Consider the following 25981-nt stretch of genomic DNA (forward strand, 5'->3'; position numbering starts at 1 on the left):
TCATGAAAAAGCTGCTGCTCGACTTTCTCTGGTCCCAGCTGTCCGCCCTCGGCGCGTTTCGTGAATCCGGGCAGACTCCGGAGGCCGCACGGAAGTCGGCAGGCCTCGCGCCGGGGTACGGCCCCTGGTTCGACGAGTGTCTGCGCGTCTTCGAGCAGGCCGGCTATATCGACCGGCGGGACGGCGGAATCCTGCTCCGCGACGGCATTCGATGTCGGCCGGTCGACCAGCTGTGGCGCGAGTGGGAGGCGGAGAAGCCCGCGTGGCAGGGGAATCCCGATCTCGCGGCCACCCACGTCCTGGTGGAGACCGTTCTGCGGGTCCTGCCCGACATCCTCGGCGGACGGCGATCGGCCACCGAGGTCGTTTTCCCCGGGGGATCGCTGGAGCTGGTGCAGAACGCCTATGCGACCAACCCGGCGCCGGCGTTCTTCAACCGGGTACTGGCCGCCGACCTGGTGGCCCGGCTGAGCCGGCGGTCGGCACAGGCCCTGACGGCGCATGCCCCGCGGATCCTGGAGATCGGCGCTGGCACGGGTGCCACGAGCGCCGTCGTCCTGGAGGCGCTGCGGACCGCCCGGCTGGATGTGCGCGAGTACTGCTACACCGACATCTCCAAGGCCTTTCTGAACCATGCGGAGCGTTCGTTCGCTGCCGAGAACCCCTGGCTGACCTGCGAAATTCTGGACATCGAGCGGCCGGTGACGGATCAGGGCTTCACTCTCGGCGGGTACGACGCCGTGATTGCCGCCAATGTCCTGCATGCCACGCGGGACATCCGCCGTACCCTGCGCAACGCCAAGGCGCTTCTCCGGCCCGGCGGGCTGCTGGTCCTGAACGAGCTGACCGCGAACAACCTGCTCAGCCAGTTCTCGTTCGGCCTCCTCGACGGATGGTGGCGCTACGAGGACCCGCACCTGCGGATCCAGGGCAGCCCGCTGCTCTCCACGGCGCGCTGGCGGCACGTCCTGACGCGGGAGGGATTCCGCGCCGTCGCTCTGCCCGCGCAGGATGCCGGGGATCTGGGGCAGCAGATCATCGTGGCCGAGAGCGACGGCGTCGTACGGCAGGCGACGGCCGCACCGCGCCCGTCCGCGCCGCAGATGGCGCCGCAGGTGATGCCGGTACGCGAGAGTCCGGTGCGGACCGTGGCCGGTCACGGCGCCGGGAGCGGGCCCGGAGACCGGCTGCGTGCCCGTATCGAGGCGGTCGCGCTCGATGTGCTGGCGGAGGCGCTGGAGATCCCGCGGACGAGGATCGGGCGGGACGAGCCCTTCGCGGACTACGGGCTCGATTCGATCTTCGCGGTGAATGTGGCCCGGACCCTCGGCGGGACGCTCGGCATCGACCTCGACATCACGGTGCTGTTCGAACACAACACCCTGGCCGAACTGGGCGAGTTCATCGTCTCCGACTACGCCGGGGAGCTGCGGGACCTGCTTCCGCCGGAGCCCGCGGCGCCGGACCGGTCACCCGGTCCCGTACGGCCCCGGTCCCGGCCCGGGCCCGACGAGACCGGGCCCGACGAGGCCGCGCTCGACGGTATGGCGATCGTCGGCATGTCCGCGCGCTTCCCCGGCGCCGACGACGTCGACGAGTTCTGGCGGATCGTCGAGCAAGGCGGACGGTGCATCACCGCACCGCCGGAACAGCGTGCGGACTGGGCGTCCTACGGCGACGAGGCGGCCGCGCTGCGGGGCGGATTCCTCGACGGGGTGCATGAATTCGATCCGCTGTTCTTCCGCATGTCGATGACCGAGGCTCGCCAGGTGACGCCGGAGCTGCGCCTGCTGCTGATGACGGTGTGGAACGCCGTCGAGGACGCGGGCTATCGGCCGGCCGAGTTACGGAAGCGGCCCACGGGTGTGTTCGTCGCCACGACGCAGAGCGAGTACCGGCCCGCCGCCATGGACCTGATGAGCCTGCCGTCACCCGCGATGGTGCCCAACCGGATCTCGTACCTCCTCGACCTCAACGGCCCCAGCGAGCAGTACGACACGACGTGCTCGTCCTCGTTCACGGCGCTGCACCGGGCGATCCGGTCCATTCGCGACGGCGAGTGCGAGCAGGCGCTGGTCGGCGGGGTGAACCTGGTGATGTCGCCCGCGGGTTTCGGCGGGATGCAGGCCGCGGGAATGCTCAGCCCGGGCGGCGAGGTCCGGCCGTTCCAGCAGGGCGCCGACGGTACGGCGCGCAGCGAGGGCGTCGCCGCCGTACTGGTCAAACCATTGAGCCGGGCCGTGGCGGACGGAGACTTCGTCCACTGCGTCGTACGCGGCACCGGTGTGGCCCACGGCGGCCGGGGAGTGTCGTTTACGGCACCGAACATCAGGGGCATGAAGGCGGCCGTCGCCCACGCCTGCGCCGACGCCGGGATCGATCCGGGTGCCGTGGACTACATCGAGACCCACGGTATGAGCTCGGTGCTGGCGGACGGCGCGGAGCTGGCGGCGCTCGGCGCCGGATTCCGCAGCGAGAACGACGCCGGGGACACCGGTGAGGACACCGGTGTCGACGACGACGGGGAGGCCGTGACGTATCTGGGCAATGTGAAGCCGTGCATCGGGCATACGGAGGTGGTCTCCGGCCTGGCCGCGCTGGTGAAGGCCGCGCAGGCGATGCGACACGGTGTGATCCCGGCGATCCCGGGCTTCGGGCGGCTGCACCGCGATCTCTCCCTCCAGGGGACGCGGCTGCGTATCGCCGCACGGAACCTGCCGTGGCCCGAGCGCACCGACGGCACCGGCCGGCCGCTGCCGCGCCGCGCGGGCCTGCACAGCTTCGGCATCGGCGGTGTGAACGCGCATGTGGTGCTGGAGCAGCACCTCGCCTCCGCGGATCCGGACGACTCCCCGGGTGCGCAGGTCCTGGTGCTCTCGGCGCGGAGCGCCGACGCTCTGCGCGAGCGGGCGCGCCGGCTGGTTCACCGGCTTGCCGAAGCGGATCCGCGCTCCTGGGCGGACATCGCGTACACGCTGCAGGTCGGCCGGGAGGCGATGAGCTGCCGGCTGGCGTTCACGGCGCGGAGCACCGACGAGGCCGCTCGTATGCTGGACGGCTGGCTCGGCGGCGACCCGGACACGCTCGCCCGTGTGGCGTACGCCGACGGCATCGGTGCTGCCACCGGCGCCGAACCCGACGGGAAGCCGGCCGAGCTCCACCGGATACCGGAACACTGGGCCGCGGGTACGTCCGTCGACTGGGACCTGATGCATCGCGGCACTCGGCGCAGGCGGATCGCGCTGCCCGGGTATCCCTTCGCACGGCTGCCTTGTTTCGCGGAGCAGGCGCCGCGGCCGGATCAGGACCCGCCCGCAGACACCGGCCCTCCGGACGGCGAAGCCTTCGTCGCCGACCTCGTCGCCTCGGTGCTGGGACTGCCGCGCCACGAGATCGACGGCACCAGGTCACTCGCCGACTACGGCCTCAACTCCCTGCTTCTGGTCGCGATGCTGGGCCGGATCAGCACGGTGTTCCCCGGATTCCGGCCCGAATGGTGGCAGCCGCACGACACATTGGACGACGTGGTCGCGAGACTGCCCGAGGCGGCGACCCGCACCACGGGCGGGCCGGCCCCGGAGCTGGTGCGCCTCAACGGCGCGACCGGGGGCAGGCCGGTCTTCTGGATCCACGGCGCCCTCGCCGGCGTCGAGTCCTACCGCACGATCGCCGAGCGGACCGACCGCCCGTTCTACGGCATCCAGGCCCGTGGCCTGCTGACCGAGGACGCGCCGGTCGAGGGCGTCACGGCCATGGCCGAGCACTACACCGAAGTCATCCGCTCGGTGCAGCCCGAGGGGCCGTACGACATCGGCGGATTCTGCCTCGGCGGCATCGTCGCCTACGAGGTGACCCGGCGGCTGCAGGCGCAGGGCCGGGACGTGGCGTCGCTGACGATGGTGGACTCACCGGACGAGACCGGCCTGGCCAAATCGAACGCGAACGGGTTCCAGTCGGCGCGGAGCGCCGCGCTCCAGGTCGTCAACTCCCTGCTCTGGCCGGCGGGAGAGCAGGACCCGGCGGTCCTGCGTGCCCGGCTCGTGCACCGGGACGAGGTCGCGGAGGAGCTGGACGAGGACGCGTTCGTCCAGCGGCTCGCGGAGCTGGCGGCCGAGCGCGGCCTCGCCATGAGACCCGCCCGGATCGTTCGGTTCGTCAGACGCAATATGGCGATCCAGCTCGCCTACCGGCTCGGCGAGTACACCATCAGACCCCTGCCGAGGCCGGAAGCCGTGGTGTGCACCTACTTCCACAACCGGCGCGGGCTCTTCCTGGGCGAGGTCGAACCCTGGTTCCAGGTCGCCGGCGAGACCTTCTCCCTCGACCATGTCGACTACCGGCAGGACTGGGTGCGCGAGCTGCCGGGCCTTCGCCTGGTGGAGATCGACGCCGCGAACCATATGACGATCCTGAACGACGCGGGGCCGCTCGCCGCGATCGAAGAGACCTGCCTGGCGCTCTACGCGCCCGACGAGATCGGGGCTTCCCGTGGCTGACCTGACCGCCGCCCGGACGTACGACCGCCGCGAGCCGGTGGCGATCGTCGGCATCGGCTGCCGACTGCCGGCCCGGATCGGGGATCCGGCCGCACTCTGGCAGGCTCTGCTCAGCGGTGTCGACGCGGTGCGCCAGGTGCCGGCGAACCGGTGGAACGCCGGCGCGTGGGCCGACGCGGAGGCGTCCGGCGGGGCGGCGAACCGCCGGGGTGGATTCCTCGACGACGTCATGGGGTTCGACGCGGAGTACTTCGGTATCTCCCCGGCCGAGGCCCGGCAGATGGACCCGCAGCAGCGGATCGCCCTGGAGGTGGCGTGCGCCGCGGTCGAGGACGCGCGGCGTTCCACGGCGAGTCTCGCGGGCACCCGTACGGGCGTCTTCATGGGCGCGATGTGGCAGGAGTACCCGCTGTTCACGCAGGGCGCCGCCGAGGCGATCCACGCCCACTCGGCCATCGGCTGGGACAACTCGGTGATCCCGTCCCGTATCGCCTACGCGCTGGGGCTGCGCGGCCCCGCGATGGGCGTGGCGACCGCGTCCAGTTCCTCGCTGGTCGCGGTGCACCTCGCCGTGCAGAGTCTGCGCTCCGGGGAGTCGGACTTCGCCCTCGCGGGCGGCGTCAACCTGATGCTGCATCCGAACACCTCGGTGGCCCTGACGAAACTCGGCACGCAGAGCCCGGCCGGCCTGTGCCGGGCCTTCGACGGCGACGGCGACGGCTATGCCCGGGGCGAGGGCTGCGCGGTGGTCGTGCTGCGCCGGCTGTCCGACGCGCTCGCCGACGGCGACCGCGTCTATGCGCTGGTGCACGGCAGCGCCGTCAACAACGACGGCGCGACGGACGGACTGACCGCCCCCGGCCACGAGGCGCAGACGGAGGTGCTGCGGTCGGCGTGGGAGAACGCCGGCGTCGCGCCGTCCGCGGTGTCGTACGTCGAGGCGCACGGCACCGGCACTCCCCTGGGCGACGTCACGGAGGCGGGCGCGCTCGGCGCCGTATTCGGGCCCGGCCGGCCCTCGCCGCTGCGTATCGGCTCGGCGAAGACGAACTTCGGCCATCTCGAACCGGCGGCCGGTGTCCTCGGGCTGGTCAAGGCCGCGCTGGCGGTGCACCACGGCGTCATCCCGCCGAGCCTGCACTTCAGCACACCGAACCCGCACATCGACTTCCCCGCCGAACGGCTGGAAGTGGTCACCGAGGCAGCCGCCTGGCCGGCCGGCCCGCGGTTCGCGGGGGTCAGCAGCTTCGGATACGGCGGCACCAATGCGCATATCGCCCTCGGCGAGGCCCCCGCGGGCGCGCCGGTGCGGACCGTACCGGATGCGAGCGGTCCGGTCTGTCTGGCGGTGTCCGGCACGAGCCCGCACTCGCTCGCGCGCAACGCCGCACGGCTGGCGGACCACCTCGGGCAGCCGCCCGGGACCGGGCTGTCCGATATCGCCTGCTCACTGGCGACGACCCGCACACAGCACCCCGTGCGCGGTGTGGTGATCGCCGGCAGCACGGACGAGGCAGTGGCCGGTCTGCGGGCGCTCGCCGCGGACGAGAGCCATGACGCGGTGGTGACGGGCTCGGCCGCCGGGCGCGGCCGCGTCGCGTTCGTCTTCCCCGGCCAGGGCGCCCAGTGGTGGGGGATGGGCCGGTCGCTGTGGGAGCAGAACGACGCGTTCCGCGAGGCCGTGACGGCCTGCGACGAGGCCTTCGCCCCGCACACCGGGTTCTCCGTCGCCGCCGTCGTCCGCGGGCAGGACGGTGTCGCGCCGCCCTTCACCCGTACGGATGTGGTGCAGCCGGCGCTGTTCACGATGTACGTCGGTCTCGCCGCGATGTGGCGCGCCTGGGGCGTCGAGCCCGCGGCGGTCGTCGGCCACAGTCAGGGTGAGGTGGCCGCGGCGGTCGTCAGCGGGGCGCTGAGCCTGGCGGACGGCGCTCGCATTGTGGCATTGCGCGCCCGGGCCGTGCACGATCATGCGCCGGACGGGGCGATGGGACTCGTGGAGCGCCCGGTGGGCGAGGTCGCCGAGGAGCTGGCGGCCTGCGGCGAGGCACTGTCCGTCGCGGTGGTGAACACCGCGCGGTCGACCGTCGTGGCCGGAGACGCCGGGGCGGTGGACCGTTTCCTCGCCCGGATGGAGGCCACCGGCGCGTACTGCCAGCGCGTGGACGTGGACTACGCGTCGCACAGCCCGCATATGGATGCGCTGCTGCCCGCGCTGCGCGAGCGGCTCACGGACCTTGCCCCCGCGGATCCGGGGATCGCCTTCTATTCGAGCGTGACGGGAGAGCGGGCGGCCGGGCCGGAGCTCGACGGGGACTACTGGTGCCGCAATCTGCGCGAGCCGGTGCGCTTCGATCGCGCGCTGGAACGCCTGCGGGCGGACGGGTTCGGGATCTTCGTCGAGGTGAGTCCGCATCCGGTGCTCCAGATAGCCCTGGCGCAGGGAACCGAAGCCGACGGGACGGCCGTCGTGGTGGGCAGCCTGCGCCGCGATCGCGGCGGGATCGGGCAGGCGCTGCGGGCGCTGGCGGAGCTGCACGTCCGGGGGGTTCCGATCCCGTGGCAGCGGGTGTTCCCGGCCTCGGACACCCGCAGGACGGACCTTCCGGTGTACGCGTTCGAACACCGAGGCTACTGGCTGGACGAACACGACGACGCGATCCCGGTCCGCGGGAGTGCTTCGTGGCGCGAGGACGTGAGGGCCCTGCCCGAGGCCGAGCGTCCGGGATCGGTGGTCGCACTCGTCACGGAGGAGGCCGCGGCCCTGCTCGGCCGGCCCGCGGAGGACGTACGCCCCGATACGACGCTGCGTGAACAGGGTTTCGACTCCCTGATGGTGGTCGAGCTGCGCAACCGGCTCAGCGCACGGACCCGGGTCCCGCTGCCCACCGTGCTCGCTTTCGACTACCCCACACCGCGGGCCATCGCGACACTGCTGCTGACGCACGCCGATGCGGAGGACCAGGCCCGGGAAGTCCCGTCCGCCGCCGCGGTTCCCGTGCGGCCGTCCGCCGTCGCCGCGGTTCCCGTGCGGCCCGACGACGACCCCGTCGTGATCGTGTCCATGGCCTGCCGGCTGCCGGACGGAATCGACACGCCCGAAGCGTTCTGGGAACTGCTGGCCGACGGCCGCGAAGCCTCCTCCCCGTTCCCGGGGCGCTGGGACGGGTGGGATCTCGGCGCGATCGACGAGGCGGAGCGCGCCGCCACCGGCAGGCGCTTCGAGCGCAAGGGCGGCTTCGTACGCGATGTCGAGGACTTCGACGCGGCGTTCTTCGGGCTCAGCCCGCGTGAGGCGCTGTCCCTGGACCCGCAGCAGCGGCTCGTACTGGAAGTCGTATGGGAGGCTTTCGAACGGGCCAATCTGCGCGCCGCGTCCCTCGAAGGCAGCAACACGGGCGTCTACCTGGGCGCGATGAGTTCGGACTACGACATCGCCCGGCGCTGGGACGTCGAAAGCAGCGACGGCTACAAGATCACCGGCAATGGGTCGAGCCTGATCTCCGGGCGGGTGGCCTACACACTCGGCCTGTCCGGGCCGGCGCTCACCGTCGACACCGCGTGCAGCTCGTCGCTCGTGGCCCTGCGGCTGGCGTGCGAGGCACTGCGCAGCGGCGAATGCGATCTGGCGCTCGCCGGCGGCGTGACCGTGATGAGCACCCCGCAGATCTTCGTCGAGTTCAGCCGGCTCAACGGGCTCGCGGCCGACGGCCGCTGCAAGAGCTTCGCCGACGACGCCGACGGGACGAGCTGGGCGGAAGGCTGCGGTGTCCTGGTGCTCAAGCGGCTCTCGGACGCGAGGCGCGACGGCGACCGGGTGCTGGCCGTGGTGCGGGGCACCGCCATGAACCAGGACGGCCGCAGCCAGGGGCTCACCGCGCCGAACGGCCTCGCCCAGCAGCGCGTGCTGCGCAGTGCCCTGGCCGACGGTGGACTGGCGCCGGCCGATATCGACGCCGTCGAAGCGCATGCCACGGGTACCGTGCTCGGCGATCCCATCGAGGCCGGTGCCCTGGCCGCGGTGTTCTCGGGCCGGGTGCGGCCCTTGCACCTGGGATCGGCGAAGTCCAACATCGGCCATGCCCAGGCGGCCGCCGGTGTCATCGGCGTCATCAAGATGGTGCTGGCGCTGCAGCACGAGTGGCTGCCCCGCACGCTGCACGCGGAGAGACCGAACACCCGGATCGACTGGACCGGCGGCGAGCTGGAGCTCCTGCGGCAGCCGAGGCGGTGGCCGCGGACCCGGCGGGTGCGTCGCGCCGGCATCAGCTCATTCGGTATCAGTGGCACGAACACGCACGTCATCATCGAAGAAGCACCGGAGACCGTCGTCGCTGAGCGGCCCGGCGACGATCTCGTCCACCCGTTGGTGATCTCGGGCACCGACCCGGCCGCCCTCCGTGCGCAGGCCCGGCGCTGGGCCGGATGGCTCGACGCACGGCCCGGCGCGTCGATGCGGGACATCGCCTACACCTCCGCCGTCGGCCGTACGCACTTCGACGCGCGCGCCGTGGTCTTCGCGGGCAACGCCGTGGATGCCGCCGAAGCCCTGCGGGGGGTCGAGCCCGGCTCCGGCACGGCGCCCGGGGAGATCGCCTTCGTGTTCGGCGGCCGGGACGCGGAGCCGCCGGGGATGAAAAGCCAACTGCTGGAGCAGAGCGCGGTGTTCCGGGACACCGTGGCGGAGTGCGACGCGGCCCTCTCGCCGCTGACCGGCTGGTCCGTGCTGAAGGTGCTGCGCGGCGAGGAGGACGTGAACGGTCCGGACGTACTGCCGTGCACACTGTTCGCGACACACCTCGGGATTGCGGCGCTGTGGCGTTCCTGGGGTGTGGAGCCGACGGCGGTGCTGGGCGACACGCAGGGCGAGGTCGCCGCCGCCGTGGTGAGCGGGGCGCTGACCTTGGCGGACGGAGCCCGCGTCATCGTCCTCCGGGCTCGCGCGCGCTCGGGGGACCCGGTCGGCGGTGCGCTGCCGGGGATCGTCGCTGCCCGGACGTCCATCCCCTTCCGTTCGCGTCTGACGGGCGAGGTCGTACCGGGCCCGGAGCTCGGCGGCGACTACTGGTTCCGCGACCTGCCGGAGCCGGAGCCCATGGGGCCGGACCGTGCGCTGGAGCGGCTGCGCGGCGAGGGCTTCGGAGTGTTCGTCGAGGTCGGCCCGCCCGCCGACGGTGCCTCGGACGGCGTGGACCGGCTCTGGCGGGCCGCCGCCGTGCTGTTCGAGCGGGGTTTCCCGCTGGACTGGGAGCGAGTCCTCGGGTCCCGTGGCGCCGACAAGGTAGACGTCCCGACGTACGCGTTCCAGCGCCTGCGTTTCTGGCTCGGCGAGCTTCCGGCCGGGCCGGCCGCGGTGGCGGCGAGCCGGTCCGCGGACGGCCACCCGTGGTTCGATGCGGTCACGACTCTCGCCGGCGGCGGCGGTCATCTGTTCACCGGCCGGCTGTCGCTCGACACAAGCCCCTGGCTGGCCGATCACGTCGTCAACGGGCAGGTCTATGTGCCGGGCGCGGGCCTGACCGACGCCGCGCTGTTCGCCGCCCGGACCGCCGGGGCCGACGCCGTGGCGGATCTGACGCTGCTGGAGCCGGTCGTTCTCCTTCCGGGCCGCGCACTGCGGATCCAGGCCACCGTCGGCGATCCGGACCCGCACGGACGGCGCCCCTTCGCGTTCCACAGCCAGCCCGAGGACACGGACGAGCCGCTGATCTGGCAGCAGCACATGACCGGGGAGTGCGTGACCCGCGCGGACGCCGGTGCCACGATGCCGCCGGATATCGACAAGGGGTCGGCGCCCGATGCCCGGGCCCTCAACACCAACACCGGCACCGGCACCGGCACCGGCACCGGCACCGACATCGAAGCCTTCTACGGACGCGCCCTCGCCAACGGGCTCGACTACGGCCCGGCCTTCCGGGGACTGCGCGAACTCTCCTGCCGCGACGGCGTCTACTCCGCGCGGGCAGCCCTTCCGGACGGTCTGGATCCGGCCGGCCACGGTCTGCATCCGGCGCTGTTCGACGCGGCACTGCAGGTCGTCGTCGCCGGTCTGATGGAGGCGGGTGCGCCACCCGGGCCGCTCGTCCCGTTCATCTGGTCGGACGTCGAGCTGTTCGGTGCCGCAGGCCGGGAACTGACCGTGCACGTGTCGTTCGCATCCGGCGGAGACGGGGACCTCGCGCCGGCCACCGTACGGCTGGCCGACCCGGCAGGCCACCCGGTGGCCCGGATCGGCAGGCTGGTGTTCCGGCCCGGACGGCGTCGCGGACACCCGTTCGCCGAGCACCTCTACCGCGTCGGCTTCGAACCCGTACAGCCCGTGGCCGGAGCCCCCGACCCCGTGGGCACCCTGGTGGTCGGCGACACGGAGCTGGGCGCGGGCCTCGGCGCCGACACCGTCCCCGACCTGGACACCCTGGTGAAACGGCTCGATGCCCGGGCGGATACGCCCCGGCGGCTGCTGTTCGCGCTGCCCGGCCGCGCGTCCGCCCAGTGGTCCGATGCGGAACGGAGCGCCGCCGAAGCGCTCCGGACGCTTCAGGTGTGCTTCGGCGATACCCGGCTCCAGGGCACGGAGCTCGTCTGGATCACCCGGGACGCGGTGTCGTCGGGCCCTGACGACCGGGTGGGGAACTGGGCCCATGCCGCGGTGTGGGGCATGGTGCGAACGGCCCGCACGGAGCAGCCCGAGCGTGTCCTGCGTCTGATCGACCTCGATTCCGGCACCCCGGACTTCCGGCTCCTGGCGCGCGTGATCGAAACCGGCGGCGAGCCGGAGTGCGTGCTGCGCGGCGAGACCGCCCGGGTGCCACGGGCCAGGCCGACCGTCGAGGAGATCGACGCGCTCGTCCTGCCGGACGGACACGGCTGGCAGGTGCACCGGCGGGAGGACGATCGGCTGGACGTCGTCGCCGCCGCGCAGGACGAGGGCGCGCCGGAGCCGGTCGCGCCGTGGGAGGTCCGGGTCGAGGTGCGCGCCGCCGGGATGAGCCCGGGGCACACACCGGAGCTGGAGTTCGCGGGGGTCGTCAGGGAAGTCGGCAGCGACATCACCTCCGTACGGGCGGGTGACCGGGTCATGGGCAGTGCGGCAGCCGTACTCGGCGATCGGATCAGCGTGGACGGCGCCACCCTCAGGCCGATGCCCGCGCACCTCACCTTCGCGCAGGCGGCCGCTGATCCGTCCGCCCCCGATCCGGGTCAGGGGTCGTTCACCGCCTTCGACGTACGCGACGCGCCATCCGCTCTGCGCCATGCGCGGCAGGACGCTGCGCGCAGAACCGTGCTGACCCTGCCGCGCGCCCTCGACCCGGACGGCACCGTACTGATCACCGGCGGTCTCGGCGAACTCGGCAGCGCGCTCGCCGGACACCTGGTCCGCAGGTACGGAGCACGGCGGCTCGTGCTGCTGTCGCGGCGCGGTGGCAACGCCCCCGAAGCCGGCTCGTTCGTGCGGGAACTCGAAGCCGCGGGCGCCGAGCGGGTGGACCTGGTCGCGGGCGATGTCGCGGACCGGGCCGCGGTGGCCGCGGTGCTGGACGGGATCGACGCGGGCCATCCCCTCACAGCCGTTTTCCACCTCGCCGGTGTACTCGACGACGGCCTGGTGGAGGGCTTTACCGCCGAGCGGCTGCACCGGGTGATGGCACCCAAGGTCCAGGGCGCGCGCCTGCTGGACGAGTTGACCGAGCGGCTGGACCCGGCGGTGTTCGTCCTGTTCTCCTCGGCGGCCGGAACGCTGGGCACCGCGGGACAGAGCGGGTACGCCGCGGCGAACGCGACGCTGGACGCGCTGGCAGCGAACCGGCGCAAGCGGGGGCTGGCGGGGCTCAGCCTCGCTTTCGGGCTCTGGGAGCAGGCCGGCGTGGGCATGACCGCCCACCTCGGCAAGGCCGAGCTGGGCCGCCTGCGGCGCCAGGGAATCGGTGCCCTGACCCTGGCCGAGGGCCTGAACGCCCTGGATGCCGCACTGGCCCGGCCCGAAAGCCAGCTGCTGCCCGTACGTCTGGAACTGGCATCGCTGCGGCACGCGCTCGGCGATACGGAAGCGCCTCCCCTGCTGCGCGACATGCTGCGACGCACTGCCGGAGGGAGCCGGGCCGAGGCTTCCGGGACCGCGGAGTCGCTCGATACGCGGATGGCGGACGCCTCCGAGGCCGAGCGGCCGGCTCTGCTGCTGGACCTCGTCCGCAGCGAAGCCGCCGACGTACTCGGCCTGCCAGGACCCGACAGCGTGCCGGCCGGCAGAGCGCTGCGTTCCCTCGGGATCGACTCGCTCACCATGGTCCAGTTGCGCAAGCGCCTCGCCAAGCGGCTGAACACCGCGCTGCCCGCCACGCTGGTGTTCGACTACCCGACCGCCGAGGCCATCGCCGGGCTTCTGCTCCACAACGCCACCACCGTGAGAGGGAACGAGAAGTGAAGACGGAGAACCTGTTCATCGCGAGTACGGCTACCTGGCTGCCCCCGGCGACCAAGGTGGAACAGGCCGTCGCCGACGGCCGGTTCGACGCCCAGGACGCCGAGGACACACAGCTCGAATCGGTCTGCGAGGCCACGGACGAGACTCCGCCCGGGATGGCGGTGGCCGCTGCCGGGCTTGCCCTGGAAAGGTCGGGGCACCGGGCCGAGGACATCGCGCTGCTGCTGCATGCCTGCGTGTACTTCCAGGGCCTTGAGCTCTACCCGACGGCTTCCTACATCCACCGCGAAGTACTCGGGGACCATTCGGCGCTCGCCTTCGAGGTCAAGAACGCTTCCAACGGCTGCATGACCGCGCTGGACATCGCGGCGCGCTCCCTCGCGGCCACCGACGACGTCGCGGCGCTGGTGACCACCGCCGACAAGGTCGGCCCACCGGCGATCGACCGCTGGAACAGCGATATCGGCATCGTCCCCGGCGACGGCGCGTCGGCGATGGTGCTCAGCAAGAGGTCCGGGTTCGCACAGGTGCTGAGCACCTCCACGGTGTCGGATCCCACCCTGGAGCGTCTGCATCGCGGCGACGCGCCCTTCACACCCCACCCCGACCCCACGATCCCCGTCGACCTGCGCCTGCGCAAACTGCAGTACCTGGGGGACGTGGAACTCGACGAGTTCACCCGCCGGTTCCGGGCGGGCCTCAGCGCATGCGTCGAACGGGCCCTGCGCGACGCGGGCATCCGGCTGGGCGACGTCGCCCGGTTCGTCGTTCCGCACTTCGGACGTATCGTGCTGCAGCGCGAGGTCCTGGCCGCACTCGATATCGACCTCGGTCTCACCACCTGGTCCTGGGGCCGCACCGTCGGCCACCTCGGCGCGGGCGACCAGATCGCCGGACTCGACCACCTCGTGGCGGAGCGCGCCGTAGCCGTCGGCGACTACTGCATGCTGCTCGGCGTCGGCGCCGGCTTCACCTGGACCTGCGCCGTGGTCCGGATCACCGGGCTTCCCGACCGGCCGGTGCCGACGGCCGGATTCGGCCTCGGGGGCGGGCGGATCTGATGCGCTGCTACGTATTCCCGGGCCAGGGCACTCAGAAGAAGGGGATGGGGCGAAGCCTGTTCGGAAGGTTCCCCGACCTCTGCCGCCGCGCCGACCGGGTGCTCGGATACTCGATCCAAGAGCTCTGTCTGGACAATCCGGAACGACGGCTGAACGAGACCGTGTACGCCCAGCCCGCGATCTACGTCGTCAACGCGCTGCACTGGTCGGCGGCGCGGGAGGACCTGCCGCCCGCGGACTTCTTCGCGGGCCACAGCCTCGGCGAGTACAGCGCACTGTTCGCGGCCGGGGCCTTCGACTTCGAAACCGGCCTGACGCTGGTGCAGCGCCGTGCGGAGCTGATGAGCCGGGTCGGCGGCGGTGCGATGGCCGCGGTCGTCGGTATCACCGAACAGATCATCGAGGAGACCCTGAAGCGGCACGATGCCACCGGCGTCGTCATCGCCAACTACAACGCGCCCGAGCAGTTCGTGCTCTCCGGCAGCCGCGAGGAGCTGGCGCGGATCAGGCCGGTCTTCGAGAAGGTGGAGGGTGTCCGGGGTTTCGTCCCGGTCCGGGTCAGCGGCCCCTTCCACGCGCCGGCGATGGCCCCGGCCGCCGCGCGCTTCCGCTCCCTGCTGGACTCGGTCGGCGTGGGCGAACTCCGGACACCGGTCGTCTCCAATGTGACCGGCCGTCCGTTCGGCCCCGATGCGCGGGAAGTCCGCGAACTGCTCGCCGAGCAGATCGCCAAGCCCGTCCGCTGGACCGACTCCATCCGGTATCTGCGGGACGCGGGCGTGTCGGTCTTCACGGAACTGGGCGAATCGAAGGTGCTCACCTCCCTCATCGACCGGATCACCACCGCGCAGGAGCCCGCACCCGATCCGCGCCGGGACCTGATCGAGCGCATCAAGCGCGAGATCCTCCGGCCGGAGATCGGCGACGAGGCACTGGACTTCGCCGAGGACGCGTCGTTCCGGCAGCTCGGCCTGAATTCCATCATCTACGTCCGCCTGGCCCGCCGGGCCGGAACGGTCCTCGGCATTCCTGTCAAACCGGACGTCATCTTCCAGCACCGCTCCTGCGCCGCCCTGGCGGACTACCTCCTGACCCGCGACGACATCCCCCGGCCCGCAGCACCCGACGCCCCGCCCGCGCCTCTGCTCGAATACCAGGACGAACGGGTGACGGCCCTGCTGCGCGACTGCGCAAACGGAACCCTCGACGTGGAGCGGACCATCGAGGCGATCCGCGCCCTCGCGTAGCGAGCGCCGAACGCGCCGTTCCTGACGAACAGCGGCTACTCGAACCGGGCGGTGTCGCCCGCTCCCCTGCGTACGATCTCCGGCTCACCGCCGGAGAAGTCGATGACCGTGGTCGGCTCGGTGCCGCAGTCGCCCGAATCGATCACGGCGTCGACGACATGGTCGAGGCGCTCCTTGATTTCCCAGCCCTGGGTCAGCGGCTCCTTCTCGTCGGGCAGCAGCAGGGTGCTGGAGAGCAGGGGCTCGCCGAGTTCGGCGAGGAGGGCCTGGGCGACGGTGTGATCGGGGATGCGGACCCCGACCGTCTTCTTCTTCGGGTGCAGCAGCTGGCGCGGCACCTCCTTCGTCGCGGGCAGGATGAAGGTGTAGCTGCCCGGCGTGGCCGCTTTGATCGCGCGGAAGACGTCGTTGTCGATGTGGACGAATTGGCCGAGCTGCGCGAAGTTCTGGCACACCAGGGTGAAGTGGTGCCGCTCGTCGAGATCCCGGATCGACCGGATGCGCCCGATCCCGTCGCGGCTGCCGAGCTGACAGCCCAGTGCGTAACAGGAGTCCGTGGGGTACGCGACGAGCGCGCCGGAACGGATGTCCTCGGCCAGGCCGGTGATGGTACGCCGCTGGGGGTTTTCGGGGTGCACATCGAAGTACTTTGCCATTCGGGGAAGTCTAGTAGTGCTTCGTCCCCGGCCGTCCTGCGCCACCATGCCCTGGGGCCCGAACGTCGTAGTAGTCGTCGGACGGTTCCTCGTCCCGTACCCGGTCACCCGTGTGTCTCCTCCGGAGCGGAGGGCCGCGCCGGACGTGCCGGCACCCGACGCGGTCGTGATCGCATGCATGCCGCGGAGGATCGGCGGGGCACTCCATCACTGCCCCTCCGGGCCGAACCCGAGGGGGCCCGGGCTCCGGGACAGCCGGACGCCCCCGCGCGTCCGATGACGGGCGGGGGCGGTGAGAAGGGCCCTCGGCCGAGGGGCTCAGCCGGTGGCCGTGAGGGCGCGGACCGCGCGGACCAGGGCCGCGTTGTCCGGGGCCGGGGTGCCGTCGGGAAGGTCGGTACCGTCCTCGTAGCCGATACGGGCCTGGTGGCCGTCCTCCTGAGCCGCGCGGACCAGGGGCCAGACCGTGGCGCCTTCGCCGTGGTAGAGGATCGGGCAGGTCACTCCGGCGGCGACGATACGTCCGGCCATCGCGCGGGCCGCGGCGACCGCCTCCGCCGGGTCCTCCTCGACCGGTTCGATCAGGATCCGGACATTGCGGTGGAGGGTCGGCGAGGCGAGGAGGGCGGGGACGTCGTCCATGGTCCAGACGGCGCTCTCCAGCACCATTCCGCGCGCCACGACGAGTTCGGCGGTCTCGGCCGCGCCCTCTTCGCAGAAGGCGACCGACGCGAAGTCGGGCATCGGATCCCACGCCTCGACCAGTGCGTACCGCTCCTCGGGGCCCTCGCAGGTCCACAGTCCCGTGGTGGTGCCGACCACGGCGTCGGGGGCGGTGGCACGGATCGCGCGGAGCACCTCGGCGAGCAGGTCGGGGCGGATGCTCTGGCCGCCGTCCGGGGTGCGGACATGGAAGTGGACGACGTCCGCGCCGGCGGCGAGCACCGCCCGGGTGTCGGCTGCGATCTGCTCGGCGGTGACCGGGACGGTGGGGCACTCGGTCGGGGTGCGCCCGCCGTTGACGGCGGCTTTCAGGAACACGTTGGTCCTTTCGGGGGTGAGGGGGGACGGGAGGCGGCCGGGTCAGCGGGAGGCGGTGAGCCGCCGCAGGGACTCGGTGGCGCCGGTGAGATCGCCGAGCGCGGCGCCCGCCCACAACTCGGCGACCAGGGCGGGTTCCTCCTCGTCGTCGGCGAGTGCTTCGTCGAGGACGCCGGCGAGCCGGTCCGCCGGGGCGATGATCAGCCCGTTGGCGTCGCCGAGCACGATGTCACCGGCGTGGACGGGGACCCCGCCGCAGGTGACGGGGGCGCAGAAGGAGCCGTCCGCGAGGCCGTGCAGCTTCGTGGTCAGGGGGGTGCGGCCGTACGCGTACACCGGCAGTCCCACAGCCAGCAGCGCCTCAATGTCGGTACAGAGCCCGTCGACGACCGCCCCGGCGGCGCCGCGCGCGGCGAGGGCGTTGACGACGACCTCGCCCAGTGGGGCGTGCCGGCGATCGCCGCCGGTGTCCACGACGACGACGTCGCCGGGGCCGACGAGTCCCGCGGTGTGGTGGAGCAGGGTCGAGTCGGTGGCGGTGGTACGGACGGTCACGGCCCGGCCGACGAGTTTGCCGGTGCCCGCGACCCGCTGGAGGGCGGGGTCGCAGAAACCTTCCTCCAAGTAGTGGCCGAGGGTGGGGAAGTCGACGGTCCGCAGCCGGTCGGCGAGTGCGATGTCGAGTGGTGCGGGCAGGTCATGGATGGAGAGCGGCATGGCTGCGGGTCACCTCGGTCCGATGATGATGCGGCGGTTGCGGAGGACGGGCAGGACGGTACGGGCCCGGTCGATCCGGTCCTTGTCGGCGTCGACGACGAGCAGCGACCGCTCCTCCTCGCCGAGGGCGGCGCGCACCACGCCCAGGGGGTCGACGGCCATCGACAGACCGATGCAGTCGGGGGTGGTGAGCGAGGAGGCGACGACCCAGCAGGTGTTCTCGATGGCACGGGTGCGCACCAGGGTCTGCCAGTGGTCCTCCTTGAGGGGGCCCTTCACCCAGGCCGCGGACACGGCGAGGAGATCGGCGCCCATCTCCACCAGGGACCGGGTGAATTCGGGGAAGCGCACGTCGTAGCAGTTGACCAGGCCGACGTTGAAGTCGCCGATGCGGACCACGACGGGGCCGGTGTCGCCGCGCTGGATGTACCGCGACTCCTTGTAGTCGAAGGCGTCGTAGAGGTGCATCTTGCGGTAGAGGCCGATGACCTCGCCGGTGGCGTCCACGGCGGCCATGGTGTTGTACGGGAGGGCCGTGCCGCTGTCCTCGAAGCCCGCGGCGACGATCGCGACGCCGTGGGTCCGTGCGGTGCGGGAGAGCCCGTCGACGAAGGGCTCCCAGTGGGCGGTGGCGAGGTCCCGGAGCGGGATCCCGGTCTCGTCGGAGACTTCGGACGGGAGCATCGACTCCTCGGGGAAGACGACGAGCTCGGCGCCCGCGGCGGCGGCTTCGGCGGTCATCTCCTCGATGACCGCGAGGTTGGCCGCCGCGTCTGCGGTGGGGGCGAACTGTGCTGCGGCGACCTTCACGGCCGGATCTCCTTGTGGGGGTGGTGGTGGGGGCGGTCCTGAGCCTGGCCGGGCCGGGTGGGCCGGGTGGCGGCGGTCATTCGGCGAGCAGCCGGGCGCGGGCGGGGTCCCAGCCGGCGGTGACGGGGTCACCGGCGGCGAGGCCCCCGCGGTCCGCGCCGCCCGCCTCGGCGACCAGGGACGTCCCGTCGGCGAGGGTGAGGTGGTAGCGGGTGGCGTTGCCGAGGTAGACGGTCTGCCGGAGGGTGCCGTCGAGGACGGCGTCGCAGCCGGGCGGGCGTTCCCCAGCCGGGGCGAGCCGGATGTTCTCGGGCCGCAGGGCGAGATGGGCTTCGGTGCCGTCGGGGAGTCCGTGGCCCTCGGATACGGGGATCCGGCCGAGGCCGGGGACGCCGATCGCGGTGGTGTCCACGGTGCCGGTGAGGAAGGTGGAGGTGCCGATGAAGTCGGCGACGAACCGGGTCGCGGGGCGTTCGTAGATCGCCTCCGGGCTGTCGACCTGGAGCACCCGGCCGCCGTCCATGACCGCGATACGGTCGGACATGGTCAGGGCCTCCTCCTGGTCGTGGGTGACGGTCACGAAGGTCACCCCGACCTCGCGCTGAATCTTCTTCAGCTCCAGCTGCATCTCGGCCCTGAGCTTCTGGTCGAGGGCGCCCAGTGGCTCGTCCAGCAGCAGCAGGGACGGCCGTCCGATGAGGGCGCGGGCGATCGCGACGCGCTGCCGCTGGCCGCCGGAGAGCTGGGCGATCGACCGGTCGCCGTAGCCTTCGAGGCGGACCAGGGCGAGGGCTTCGCGGACCGCGTCGCGGATCTCCGCCCGGGGGCGGGACCTGCGGACCTTCAACTCGAAGGCGACGTTGTCCGCGACCGAGAGATGGGGGAAGAGGGCATAGCTCTGGAAGAGCATGTTCAGGTCGCGCTTGTGGGGCGGGACGGCCGTGGCGGGGACGCCGCCGAGTTCGACGGTGCCCTCGGTGGGCGTCTCGAAGCCGGTGATCATCCGCATCAGGGTGGTCTTGCCGCAGCCGGAGGGCCCGAGGATGGAGAAGAACTCGTTGCGCCGGATGTCGAGGGTGACGTCCCGGACGGCCGGGGTGTCGCCGAAGGTCTTGCCCACGCCGGTGAGCCGTACGGCCGGGATGCCGTGGTCCCGGGCCGCCGCCCCGGGGGCGGTCGTTGTGTCGGTGGTCATGATCAGGACGCCTTCACCTTGGTCCAGCCCTGCTGGAAGTGCTTCATCGCGGTTCCCGGGTCGAGCAGGAAGTCCGCCTTGGCGACGGCCGCGTCGGGGGCGTAGACCGCCGGGTTCTCCAGCGCCTTCTTGTCCTTCACGAACTCCCGCGCCTTGGCGTTGGCGCTGGCGCTGCCGCCGTCGTCGGTGGCCATGGCCGCGATCTCGGGGCGGAGCAGGAAGTTGATGAACTGGTAGGCGGTGTCGGTGTTCTTGGCGCCCTTGGGGATGGCGAGGCCGTCGGTCCAGAGGGAGCCGCCCTCCTCGGGGAGTACGTACTCGACGTCCGGGTTGGCGGCGACGACCTTCGCCATCGCCGTACCGCTCCACGCCTGGGCCGCGCACGCCTGCCCGGAGGACAGCAACTGCGGGTAGTTGGTGGAGTTGTAGCCCGCGAGCATCTTCTTCTGGTCGGTCAGCGCCTCGGTGGCGTCCTTGATCTCGCCCTCGTCGGTGCTGGTGGCCCGGGAGCCGGTGACCTGGAGGCCCGCGATGTACGCCGCCAGCATGTTGTCCAGCATGTAGACCTTGCCCTTGTACTTCTCGTCGAAGAGCGTCTTCCAGCTCGTCGCCGACGGGATGCACTTCTTGTTGTACGCAAAGCCGGTGGTGCCCCAGATCCACGGGACGGAGTACTTGTTCCCGGGGTCGTACGACGGGTCGCGGAACTTGTCCGCGATGTTGTCGAGGCCCTTGATACGGGAGTGGTCCAGGGGCTGGATCAGTTTCTGTCCGACGAGCTGCTGCACGCTGTACTGGCTGGGCTCCACCAGGTCGTAACCGGCCGAGCCCGAGCTGAGCTTGGCGGTCATGGTCTCGTTGCTGTCGAAGGTGTCGAGGGTGACGTCGATCCCGGTCTCCTGCTCGAACTTCTTCACCACGGTGTCGGGGATCTCCCCGGCCCAGGCGTAGACGTTGAGCTTCTTCCCGCCGCCGCCGGACGAGGATTCCGAGCCGCCGCAGCCGGTGGCGACGAGCGCGGTGACAGTGGCTACGGCGACCGCGAGGACGCCTCTGGAGACGCTTCTTGCGCGCATGGTGGTGCCTTTCGTACGGGGCGGACGGACCGCGGGGAGGGAGGGACCGGGCCGAAAGCAGGACGGGCGGGAGGGGACGGGGGTCAGGAGTGGCCCGCGCCGAGCAGGACCCGGCGCATCTGCCGCAGTCCGACTCCGAGGATGATCAGCAGAGTGAAGAGCACGAGGATGGTGCCCAGGGCGTTGATCTCGGGGGTGAGGCCGCCCTTGAGCATCGAGTAGACGCGCAGCGGCAGGGTGGTGCTGCCGACGCCGTTGGTGAAGGTCGACATCACGATGTTGCCGAAGGAGATGGTGAAGCTGAGCAGCCACGCGGCCAGCAGGGGCTGCCTGAGCAGCGGCAGGGTGACCCGACGGAACGCCTGCCAGGCGTTACACCCGAGGTCGGTCGCGGCCTCTTCCAGCGACGGGTCGAGCGCGTTGTAGGCGCCGAGGACGATCAGTGCCGCGTACGGGAGGGTCACCACCAGATGGCCCAGGACCAGGGTCTGCGTCCCGAGGTCGGCGCTCATCGCGCCGAAGACCGAGAGCAGGGCGACGCCCAGCACGATCTCCGGGACGATCAGCGGCAGGAAGAGCCCGCCCGAGAAGACCACCTTGCCCCGGGATCGCAGCCGGGCCATGCCCATCGCGGCGAGCAGTCCGCAGAGGGTGGCCAGGGTGGCGGAGATCAGCGCCGTCTCGGCGCTGATCCGCAGGGCGGCCAGCAGTTCGGTGTTCCGCGACAGCTCTCCGTACCAACGGGTGCTGAAACCGGCCCACTTGTAGGTGACCTCGGAGTCGTTGAAGGAGAGCACGACCACGACGACGATGGGGATGTAGAGGAAGGCGATCACGCCGCGGGCGAGCCATGCGGTCACGGTGTCGAGAGTGTGCTTCATGCCGACTTCCTCCTCAGCCGCCGGGCGGCGAGTCCGAGTACCGCCATCGAGGCCACCATCAGAAGGAGCAGCACCACGGAGGCGGCGGCGCCCATCGGCTGGTTACGGAACTCGGTGTAGAGCGTGACGATGAGATTGCCGACCAGCTGGTCGCGTCCGCCGCCGAGCAGCACGGGGATCACGAACACGCCGAGGGTCGGGATGAAGGTGAGCAGAGCCGCCGCCAGCATCCCGGGCCGGGCGATCGGCAGCAGGACTCGGGTGTGCACCCGCCACCAGCCGCAGCCGAGGTCGCGGGCGGCCTCGCCGAGCGAGTTGTCGACGCTGCGCAGGGCCGCGTAGATCGGGAAGATCGCGGTCGGCAGGAAGGCGTACACCAGACCGACGAAGGACGCGCCCTGGCTGGGGATCCACTGGGTGGCGCCGTCGGTGAACCCGATCGCGTCGGTGAGGCTGTTCACCGGGCCGCCCGGGCTGAGCAGGTTGATCCACGCGAAGGTGCGGACCAGGAAGTCGGTCCAGAACGGGACGATGATCAGCAGGAGCAGCAGCATCTGGCGCTGCGGGGACCGGCTCGACAGGTAGTACGAGACCACGTAGCCGAGCACCAGGCAGACCGCGGTGTTCAGGGCGGCCATGCCCAGGCTGTAGGAGAAGACCTTGAGATAGACGGGGTCCATCAGGTCCTGGTAGTTCGCCAGGGTCCAGCCGCCCTGGATGCCGCCGTAGGCGTCGGCCGAGGCGAAGCTGTTCCGTACCACCAGGAGCAGCGGCACCAGCACCAGGCCGGCGACGGTGATCCCGGCCGGGGCGAGGAGCAGGGTCGTCACCGCGGCCCGGCGGGCCCGTGGCTCCCGCGCGGGCCGGGCGGGGGGCTCCCCCGGCCGCCGGGGCGTCGCGCCGGTGCCGGCCGTCGCGACCGTCACCGCGGGGCCCGGCGGGACGGCCGGTCGGGGGGAGGGGTGGTCTGCATGGCGCTGAACTCCTTGTCCGGGGGCGGTTCCGGTCCGGGGCCGGTCGCCGCCCGGGCTCGCCGCGGGGTGCGGCGGCCGGGAGGCGTCAAGGGAGCCCGGAGCCCGTTCGGCGGCCCTGGCCGGGCCGGCGGAGGCGGGGGTTTCGGTTGGGGAAAGCGTCGGTTAACGGACCCCGCGCCGGAAAGATGAAACCGAAACGAATCCCGTGGAAAGACCGCCCGATTTCCACGCATCTCGCAGCCCGGGATGTGACGGGCGACATTGGAGGGTCAGGAGAGAAGGTTCATGATGGTGCTGACAGATTCCGCCCCCGCACCCGATGGGAGGTCCCCGGTGATCGACGACCTGGACCGCCAGATCATCGACCAGCTCAGGGTCGACGGCCGCCGCTCCTTCGCCGAGATCGGCCGGACGGTCGGCCTCTCGGAAGCATCGGTACGCGCCCGCTACCAGCGGCTCCAGCGCAAGGGCGTCCTCCAGGTGGTGGGGATGACCGATGCGGTGCGCATGGGCGAGATGGAGGTCCATCTCGCGGTACGGGTCCATCACATCCCGGTCGCCCTGGTCGCCCATGAGCTGTCCCGGATGCCGGAGGTGCGGTACGTCGCCTCCTGCGTCGGCCCCTACGACCTGATCGTGGACGTCCGCTGCCGCAATCTCGAACATCTCGCGGAGCTGCTCACGGAACGGGTCCGCCGGGTCAACGGGGTCGCCCACGCCGAGGCGCTCACCGTGCTGGAGGTCATCAAGGACTCGTATCTGTGGGAGGGGTTCCGGGAGGTCCCCGTCCGGCCCGGAAAGCGGATCATCCCCGGCTGAGCGGAGCACGACCGCACCCGTACGGGCACGGGACGCGGCCGGGACCGTACGGCGGCGGCACCCGGAGCCCGTACGGCACGGACGGCCGCGCCCGGAACCCGCACGGCACGGACGGCGGCGCCCGGAACCCGTTCCGGCTACTCCTCCGAGACGCCTTGGCCCACGGCGCTCGCCAGTCCGCTCCAGGTGTAGTCCTTGAAGAGTTCCAGCAGCAGCAGGACCTGGACCCGGGAGACCCCCGGCAGCATCCGGATGTCGTCCAGCAACTGGACGAGCTGGGCCTGGTCGCGGCAGGTGCCTTCCAGGAAGATGTCCTGGCTTCCGGCGCAGAGCGCGACATGGTTGATCATCGGCATTCCGGAGAGCGTTTTGGCCACCGCTCTCGGGGTGAGATCGCGGACGCGGATCATCAACCGCACCGACTGGTGCCCCAGCCGCAGCGGATCGCAGAGCGCGACGATACGCAGCACGCCGCTCTCCTGGAGCCTGGCCACCCGCTGGCGTACGGTCCCCTCGGAAACGCCCAGGTCACGGGCGAGGGCGGTATAGGGCGTTCGGCCGTCCCGGGTGAGTACGCGCACGATCCTGCGGTCCGTATCGTCCAACACACTCCCACCATGTCACCTTTGATGGCTTAAAAGCATCCCATGTGCTGGTGGTCACATATCCGGAATTCCGGCTGATGCACGGCATCGGGCAGCCGGCCTGGATGCAGTGGAACCGGGTGCCTGACCAGCGCGGCGGCGGCACGGCGACTTCGGCACCGGCACCGGCACCGGCACCGTCGGACCGGCGCCGGCCCGGAGTCGGGTATCCCGACGCGCTCACCGCCCGCAGAGCCCCGAGTGATCACAGTACGGCTGGTTACCGCTGCTCCCGCAGCCGCAGAGCACGGCCCTGCTTTCGGAGCGTGGACCTGTCGGGGTATCCACTGTCAGTTCACCGCGTACGGTGAACTGACCGGTCGGGCCGCGGGTGATCCGTGTGGGCCGGTCGGGGACCTCCGGCATACCGTCCGCACGTTCGTACCGCAGTGCGCCCGAGGGGCAGCGCCGCACCACTTCGGCGACGCGGTCGGCGTCCGCGCCGTCCGGCCGGATCCACGGCCGCTCGGCGGTGTCGAAGACCTCGGGCAGGCCACGGACACATTCGGCGGCGTGCAGGCAGCGCCCGGCCTCGAACGTGACCGTGATCCCCCGGCCCTTGTAGGACTTCTTCCCGGACTCGGTACTCATACCGCCTCCGTGGCCGATGTGCCCGGTGGTTCAGTCGCTGACGCTGCTGCGGGACTGGTACAGCAGGTCCTGGTACTCGGGGTGGCGGGCGATCCAGGTAGCGATGAAGGGGCAGGTCGCCAGCACGCGCAGGTTCGCGGCACGCGCCTCGTCGAGGGCGGTGCGGGCCAGCGCCGAGCCGACCCCCTTGCCCTCGTGCTCCGGGCCCACCTCGGTGTGGACGAACGCGATCAGCTCCGGCGTACGGATGTAGTCCGCGAAGCCCGCCGGCTCGGTCCCGCCGTCGATGCGGGCCTCGTAACGCTTCGCCCCGGGCACATCGCGTACTTCGACCGCCATGGAAACTCCTCTTCCGGCACCTGATCCGATTGTCCGGGAGCCCGGCTGATCAGGCCACCGGGATCTCGTTGAGCCGTCAACTTACAGCACGCGTCCGCCGCGCCCGGCCGTTCAGTCCGCGGGCCCCGGCCGCTCAGACGGCGAGGCAGTCCTCGATGAAAGCGAGCTGGCGAAGGGAGTACGAGCGGCTTCGGGTATGCAGTTCGACGCAGTGCCCCACGGCGTCGAACCGTTCGGCGCTCAGCGACGGTGTCTTGGTGAAGCGGCCGGCCGCGAGGGACCGTGCGTCCTCGTCGGACATCCAGATGTTGTCGTGCTCGGGAAAGGTCAGGGCGACCGGCACACCGATATCCGCCGCGACGGACGGAAAGAGTTCGGACCAGCGCACCGCGTCGATCAGCTCCGGCATCGGCATGGGACGGATCAGTTCCGCGTCGAGAGCCCGCCGGGTGGGCGGGTACGTCCCCCGGGGCCCGAGCATCACCTCGGCGTGGGGTTCCGCGGGGACCTCGACAAAGGCGGCGTCGCCGACGAACGAGCCCCACATCTCGCGCATCCCGGGTCGCCAGGTCTCGCCGAGGCCGCTGACCTCCACGCCGCGCAGGCCCGGCACGCCCCTCGCCGCCAGGGTGAGGGCGATCATGCCGCCGATGGAATGCCCGACGAGAACGGTGCCGAGTTCCGGCTGAACGTCGTCGACCAGCTTGTTCAGTGCGGCTGCGAGAACCGCGGCCTGGCCGTCGAACGACTGGAGCGCCGGCTCGCTTCCGGTGGCGGTTCCGTATCCGGGCCGGTCCAGGGCCACGACACACAGGTCGAGGGCGGGCGCGAGGGAGAGCAGTGAGGCGGGGCCGACGTCGTAGTAGGCGGAGTCGTAGGTACCGCCGTGCAGCGCAACGACCAGGCCGCGCGGTCGTGAGGTGCGTCCGGATATCCGGCCGGAGAGTCCCAGGCCGCCGGCTCTGACGAAGTAGGGCGAAATCATGGTGCACCGCTCCTTGGAAGTGTGGTG

At 71.6% G+C, this 25981-nt stretch carries 17 protein-coding genes; 5 read left to right on the plus strand and 12 right to left on the minus strand.

The features are described 5' to 3' along the window. Positions 1–2: 2 nt before the first annotated feature. From ACWDR0_RS00895 to fabD, 4 genes are read left to right on the plus strand one after another with little or no spacing between them, the layout of a single operon-like run. Entirely contained in the window at positions 3–4496 is a 4494-nt protein-coding gene (locus tag ACWDR0_RS00895) for a beta-ketoacyl synthase N-terminal-like domain-containing protein (protein WP_456349425.1), read from the plus strand. Next, on the plus strand, positions 4489–12918 hold the full coding sequence (locus ACWDR0_RS00900; protein WP_456349426.1) for a type I polyketide synthase: 8430 nt from the start codon (positions 4489–4491) through the stop codon (positions 12916–12918). Before ACWDR0_RS00895 ends, ACWDR0_RS00900 begins: the two co-directional genes overlap by 8 nt. Then, entirely contained in the window at positions 12915–13979 is a 1065-nt protein-coding gene (locus tag ACWDR0_RS00905) for a ketoacyl-ACP synthase III family protein (protein WP_456349427.1), read from the plus strand. Before ACWDR0_RS00900 ends, ACWDR0_RS00905 begins: the two co-directional genes overlap by 4 nt. After that, on the plus strand, positions 13979–15226 hold the full coding sequence (gene fabD, locus ACWDR0_RS00910; protein WP_456349428.1) for an ACP S-malonyltransferase: 1248 nt from the start codon (positions 13979–13981) through the stop codon (positions 15224–15226). Before ACWDR0_RS00905 ends, fabD begins: the two co-directional genes overlap by 1 nt. Positions 15227–15261: 35 nt before the next feature. Here fabD and ACWDR0_RS00915 read toward each other — a convergent pair whose 3' ends face one another. The 8 genes from ACWDR0_RS00915 to ACWDR0_RS00950 all read right to left on the minus strand — a co-directional run bounded on the left by ACWDR0_RS00915 (position 15262) and on the right by ACWDR0_RS00950 (position 22432). Then, the gene (locus ACWDR0_RS00915) at positions 15262–15882 is read right to left on the minus strand and encodes an L-threonylcarbamoyladenylate synthase (RefSeq protein ID WP_456349429.1); all 621 of its coding nucleotides are present in this window, start codon (positions 15880–15882) and stop codon (positions 15262–15264) included. 318 nt (positions 15883–16200) lie between these two features. Beyond that, positions 16201–16923, minus strand: a complete 723-nt coding sequence (locus tag ACWDR0_RS00920) for a 3-keto-5-aminohexanoate cleavage protein (RefSeq protein WP_456349430.1) — start codon at positions 16921–16923, stop codon at positions 16201–16203. A 42-nt stretch (positions 16924–16965) separates the two neighbouring features. Further along, positions 16966–17640, minus strand: a complete 675-nt coding sequence (locus ACWDR0_RS00925; RefSeq protein ID WP_456349431.1) for an RraA family protein — start codon at positions 17638–17640, stop codon at positions 16966–16968. A gap of 9 nt (positions 17641–17649) precedes the next feature. Further along, positions 17650–18450, minus strand: coding sequence for a carbon-nitrogen hydrolase family protein (locus ACWDR0_RS00930; RefSeq protein ID WP_456349432.1), 801 nt, complete (start codon positions 18448–18450; stop codon positions 17650–17652). A gap of 76 nt (positions 18451–18526) precedes the next feature. Then, positions 18527–19645: an ABC transporter ATP-binding protein gene (locus ACWDR0_RS00935; RefSeq protein WP_456349433.1), complete on the minus strand. Its 1119-nt coding sequence runs from the start codon at positions 19643–19645 to the stop codon at positions 18527–18529. A 2-nt stretch (positions 19646–19647) separates the two neighbouring features. After that, entirely contained in the window at positions 19648–20721 is a 1074-nt protein-coding gene (locus ACWDR0_RS00940; RefSeq protein ID WP_456349434.1) for an ABC transporter substrate-binding protein, read from the minus strand. A gap of 83 nt (positions 20722–20804) precedes the next feature. Next, entirely contained in the window at positions 20805–21602 is a 798-nt protein-coding gene (locus tag ACWDR0_RS00945) for an ABC transporter permease (protein ID WP_456349435.1), read from the minus strand. Further along, entirely contained in the window at positions 21599–22432 is an 834-nt protein-coding gene (locus ACWDR0_RS00950) for an ABC transporter permease (RefSeq protein ID WP_456349436.1), read from the minus strand. Before ACWDR0_RS00950 ends, ACWDR0_RS00945 begins: the two co-directional genes overlap by 4 nt. Positions 22433–22861: 429 nt before the next feature. Between ACWDR0_RS00950 and ACWDR0_RS00955 the strand changes: the two genes are divergently transcribed. Beyond that, positions 22862–23395, plus strand: coding sequence for an Lrp/AsnC family transcriptional regulator (locus ACWDR0_RS00955; protein WP_456349437.1), 534 nt, complete (start codon positions 22862–22864; stop codon positions 23393–23395). A gap of 137 nt (positions 23396–23532) precedes the next feature. On the opposite strand, the gene ACWDR0_RS00960 is transcribed toward ACWDR0_RS00955, so the two are convergent. From ACWDR0_RS00960 to ACWDR0_RS00975, 4 genes are all read right to left on the minus strand, one after another. Next, complete coding sequence (locus ACWDR0_RS00960) at positions 23533–24003, minus strand: Lrp/AsnC family transcriptional regulator (RefSeq protein WP_040913174.1); 471 nt, start codon at positions 24001–24003, stop codon at positions 23533–23535. 216 nt (positions 24004–24219) lie between these two features. Next, positions 24220–24630 carry a (4Fe-4S)-binding protein gene (locus tag ACWDR0_RS00965; protein WP_456349438.1) on the minus strand — a complete coding sequence of 137 codons (411 nt, stop codon included), beginning with the start codon at positions 24628–24630 and terminating at the stop codon, positions 24220–24222. Between the two features lie 30 nt (positions 24631–24660). Next, positions 24661–24969 (minus strand): GNAT family N-acetyltransferase, encoded by a 309-nt coding sequence (locus ACWDR0_RS00970; protein WP_456349439.1) that lies wholly within the window; start codon positions 24967–24969, stop codon positions 24661–24663. Between the two features lie 133 nt (positions 24970–25102). Continuing rightward, entirely contained in the window at positions 25103–25954 is an 852-nt protein-coding gene (locus tag ACWDR0_RS00975) for an alpha/beta hydrolase (protein WP_456349440.1), read from the minus strand. Between the last annotated feature and the right edge of the window lie 27 nt (positions 25955–25981).

Source organism: Streptomyces sp. NPDC003691, from assembly GCF_053981115.1.

Bases quoted from the DNA above. Each gene is read 5' to 3' on its own strand.
- ACWDR0_RS00895 (WP_456349425.1), top strand. From the start codon at position 3: ATGAAAAAGCTGCTGCTCGACTTTCTCTGGTCCCAGCTGTCCGCCCTC.
- fabD (WP_456349428.1), top strand. From the start codon at position 13,979: ATGCGCTGCTACGTATTCCCGGGCCAGGGCACTCAGAAGAAGGGGATG.
- ACWDR0_RS00915 (WP_456349429.1), bottom strand. From the start codon at position 15,882: ATGGCAAAGTACTTCGATGTGCACCCCGAAAACCCCCAGCGGCGTACC.
- ACWDR0_RS00925 (WP_456349431.1), bottom strand. From the start codon at position 17,640: ATGCCGCTCTCCATCCATGACCTGCCCGCACCACTCGACATCGCACTC.
- ACWDR0_RS00935 (WP_456349433.1), bottom strand. From the start codon at position 19,645: ATGACCACCGACACAACGACCGCCCCCGGGGCGGCGGCCCGGGACCAC.
- ACWDR0_RS00940 (WP_456349434.1), bottom strand. From the start codon at position 20,721: ATGCGCGCAAGAAGCGTCTCCAGAGGCGTCCTCGCGGTCGCCGTAGCC.
- ACWDR0_RS00945 (WP_456349435.1), bottom strand. From the start codon at position 21,602: ATGAAGCACACTCTCGACACCGTGACCGCATGGCTCGCCCGCGGCGTG.
- ACWDR0_RS00955 (WP_456349437.1), top strand. From the start codon at position 22,862: ATGATGGTGCTGACAGATTCCGCCCCCGCACCCGATGGGAGGTCCCCG.
- ACWDR0_RS00965 (WP_456349438.1), bottom strand. From the start codon at position 24,630: ATGAGTACCGAGTCCGGGAAGAAGTCCTACAAGGGCCGGGGGATCACG.
- ACWDR0_RS00970 (WP_456349439.1), bottom strand. From the start codon at position 24,969: ATGGCGGTCGAAGTACGCGATGTGCCCGGGGCGAAGCGTTACGAGGCC.
- ACWDR0_RS00975 (WP_456349440.1), bottom strand. From the start codon at position 25,954: ATGATTTCGCCCTACTTCGTCAGAGCCGGCGGCCTGGGACTCTCCGGC.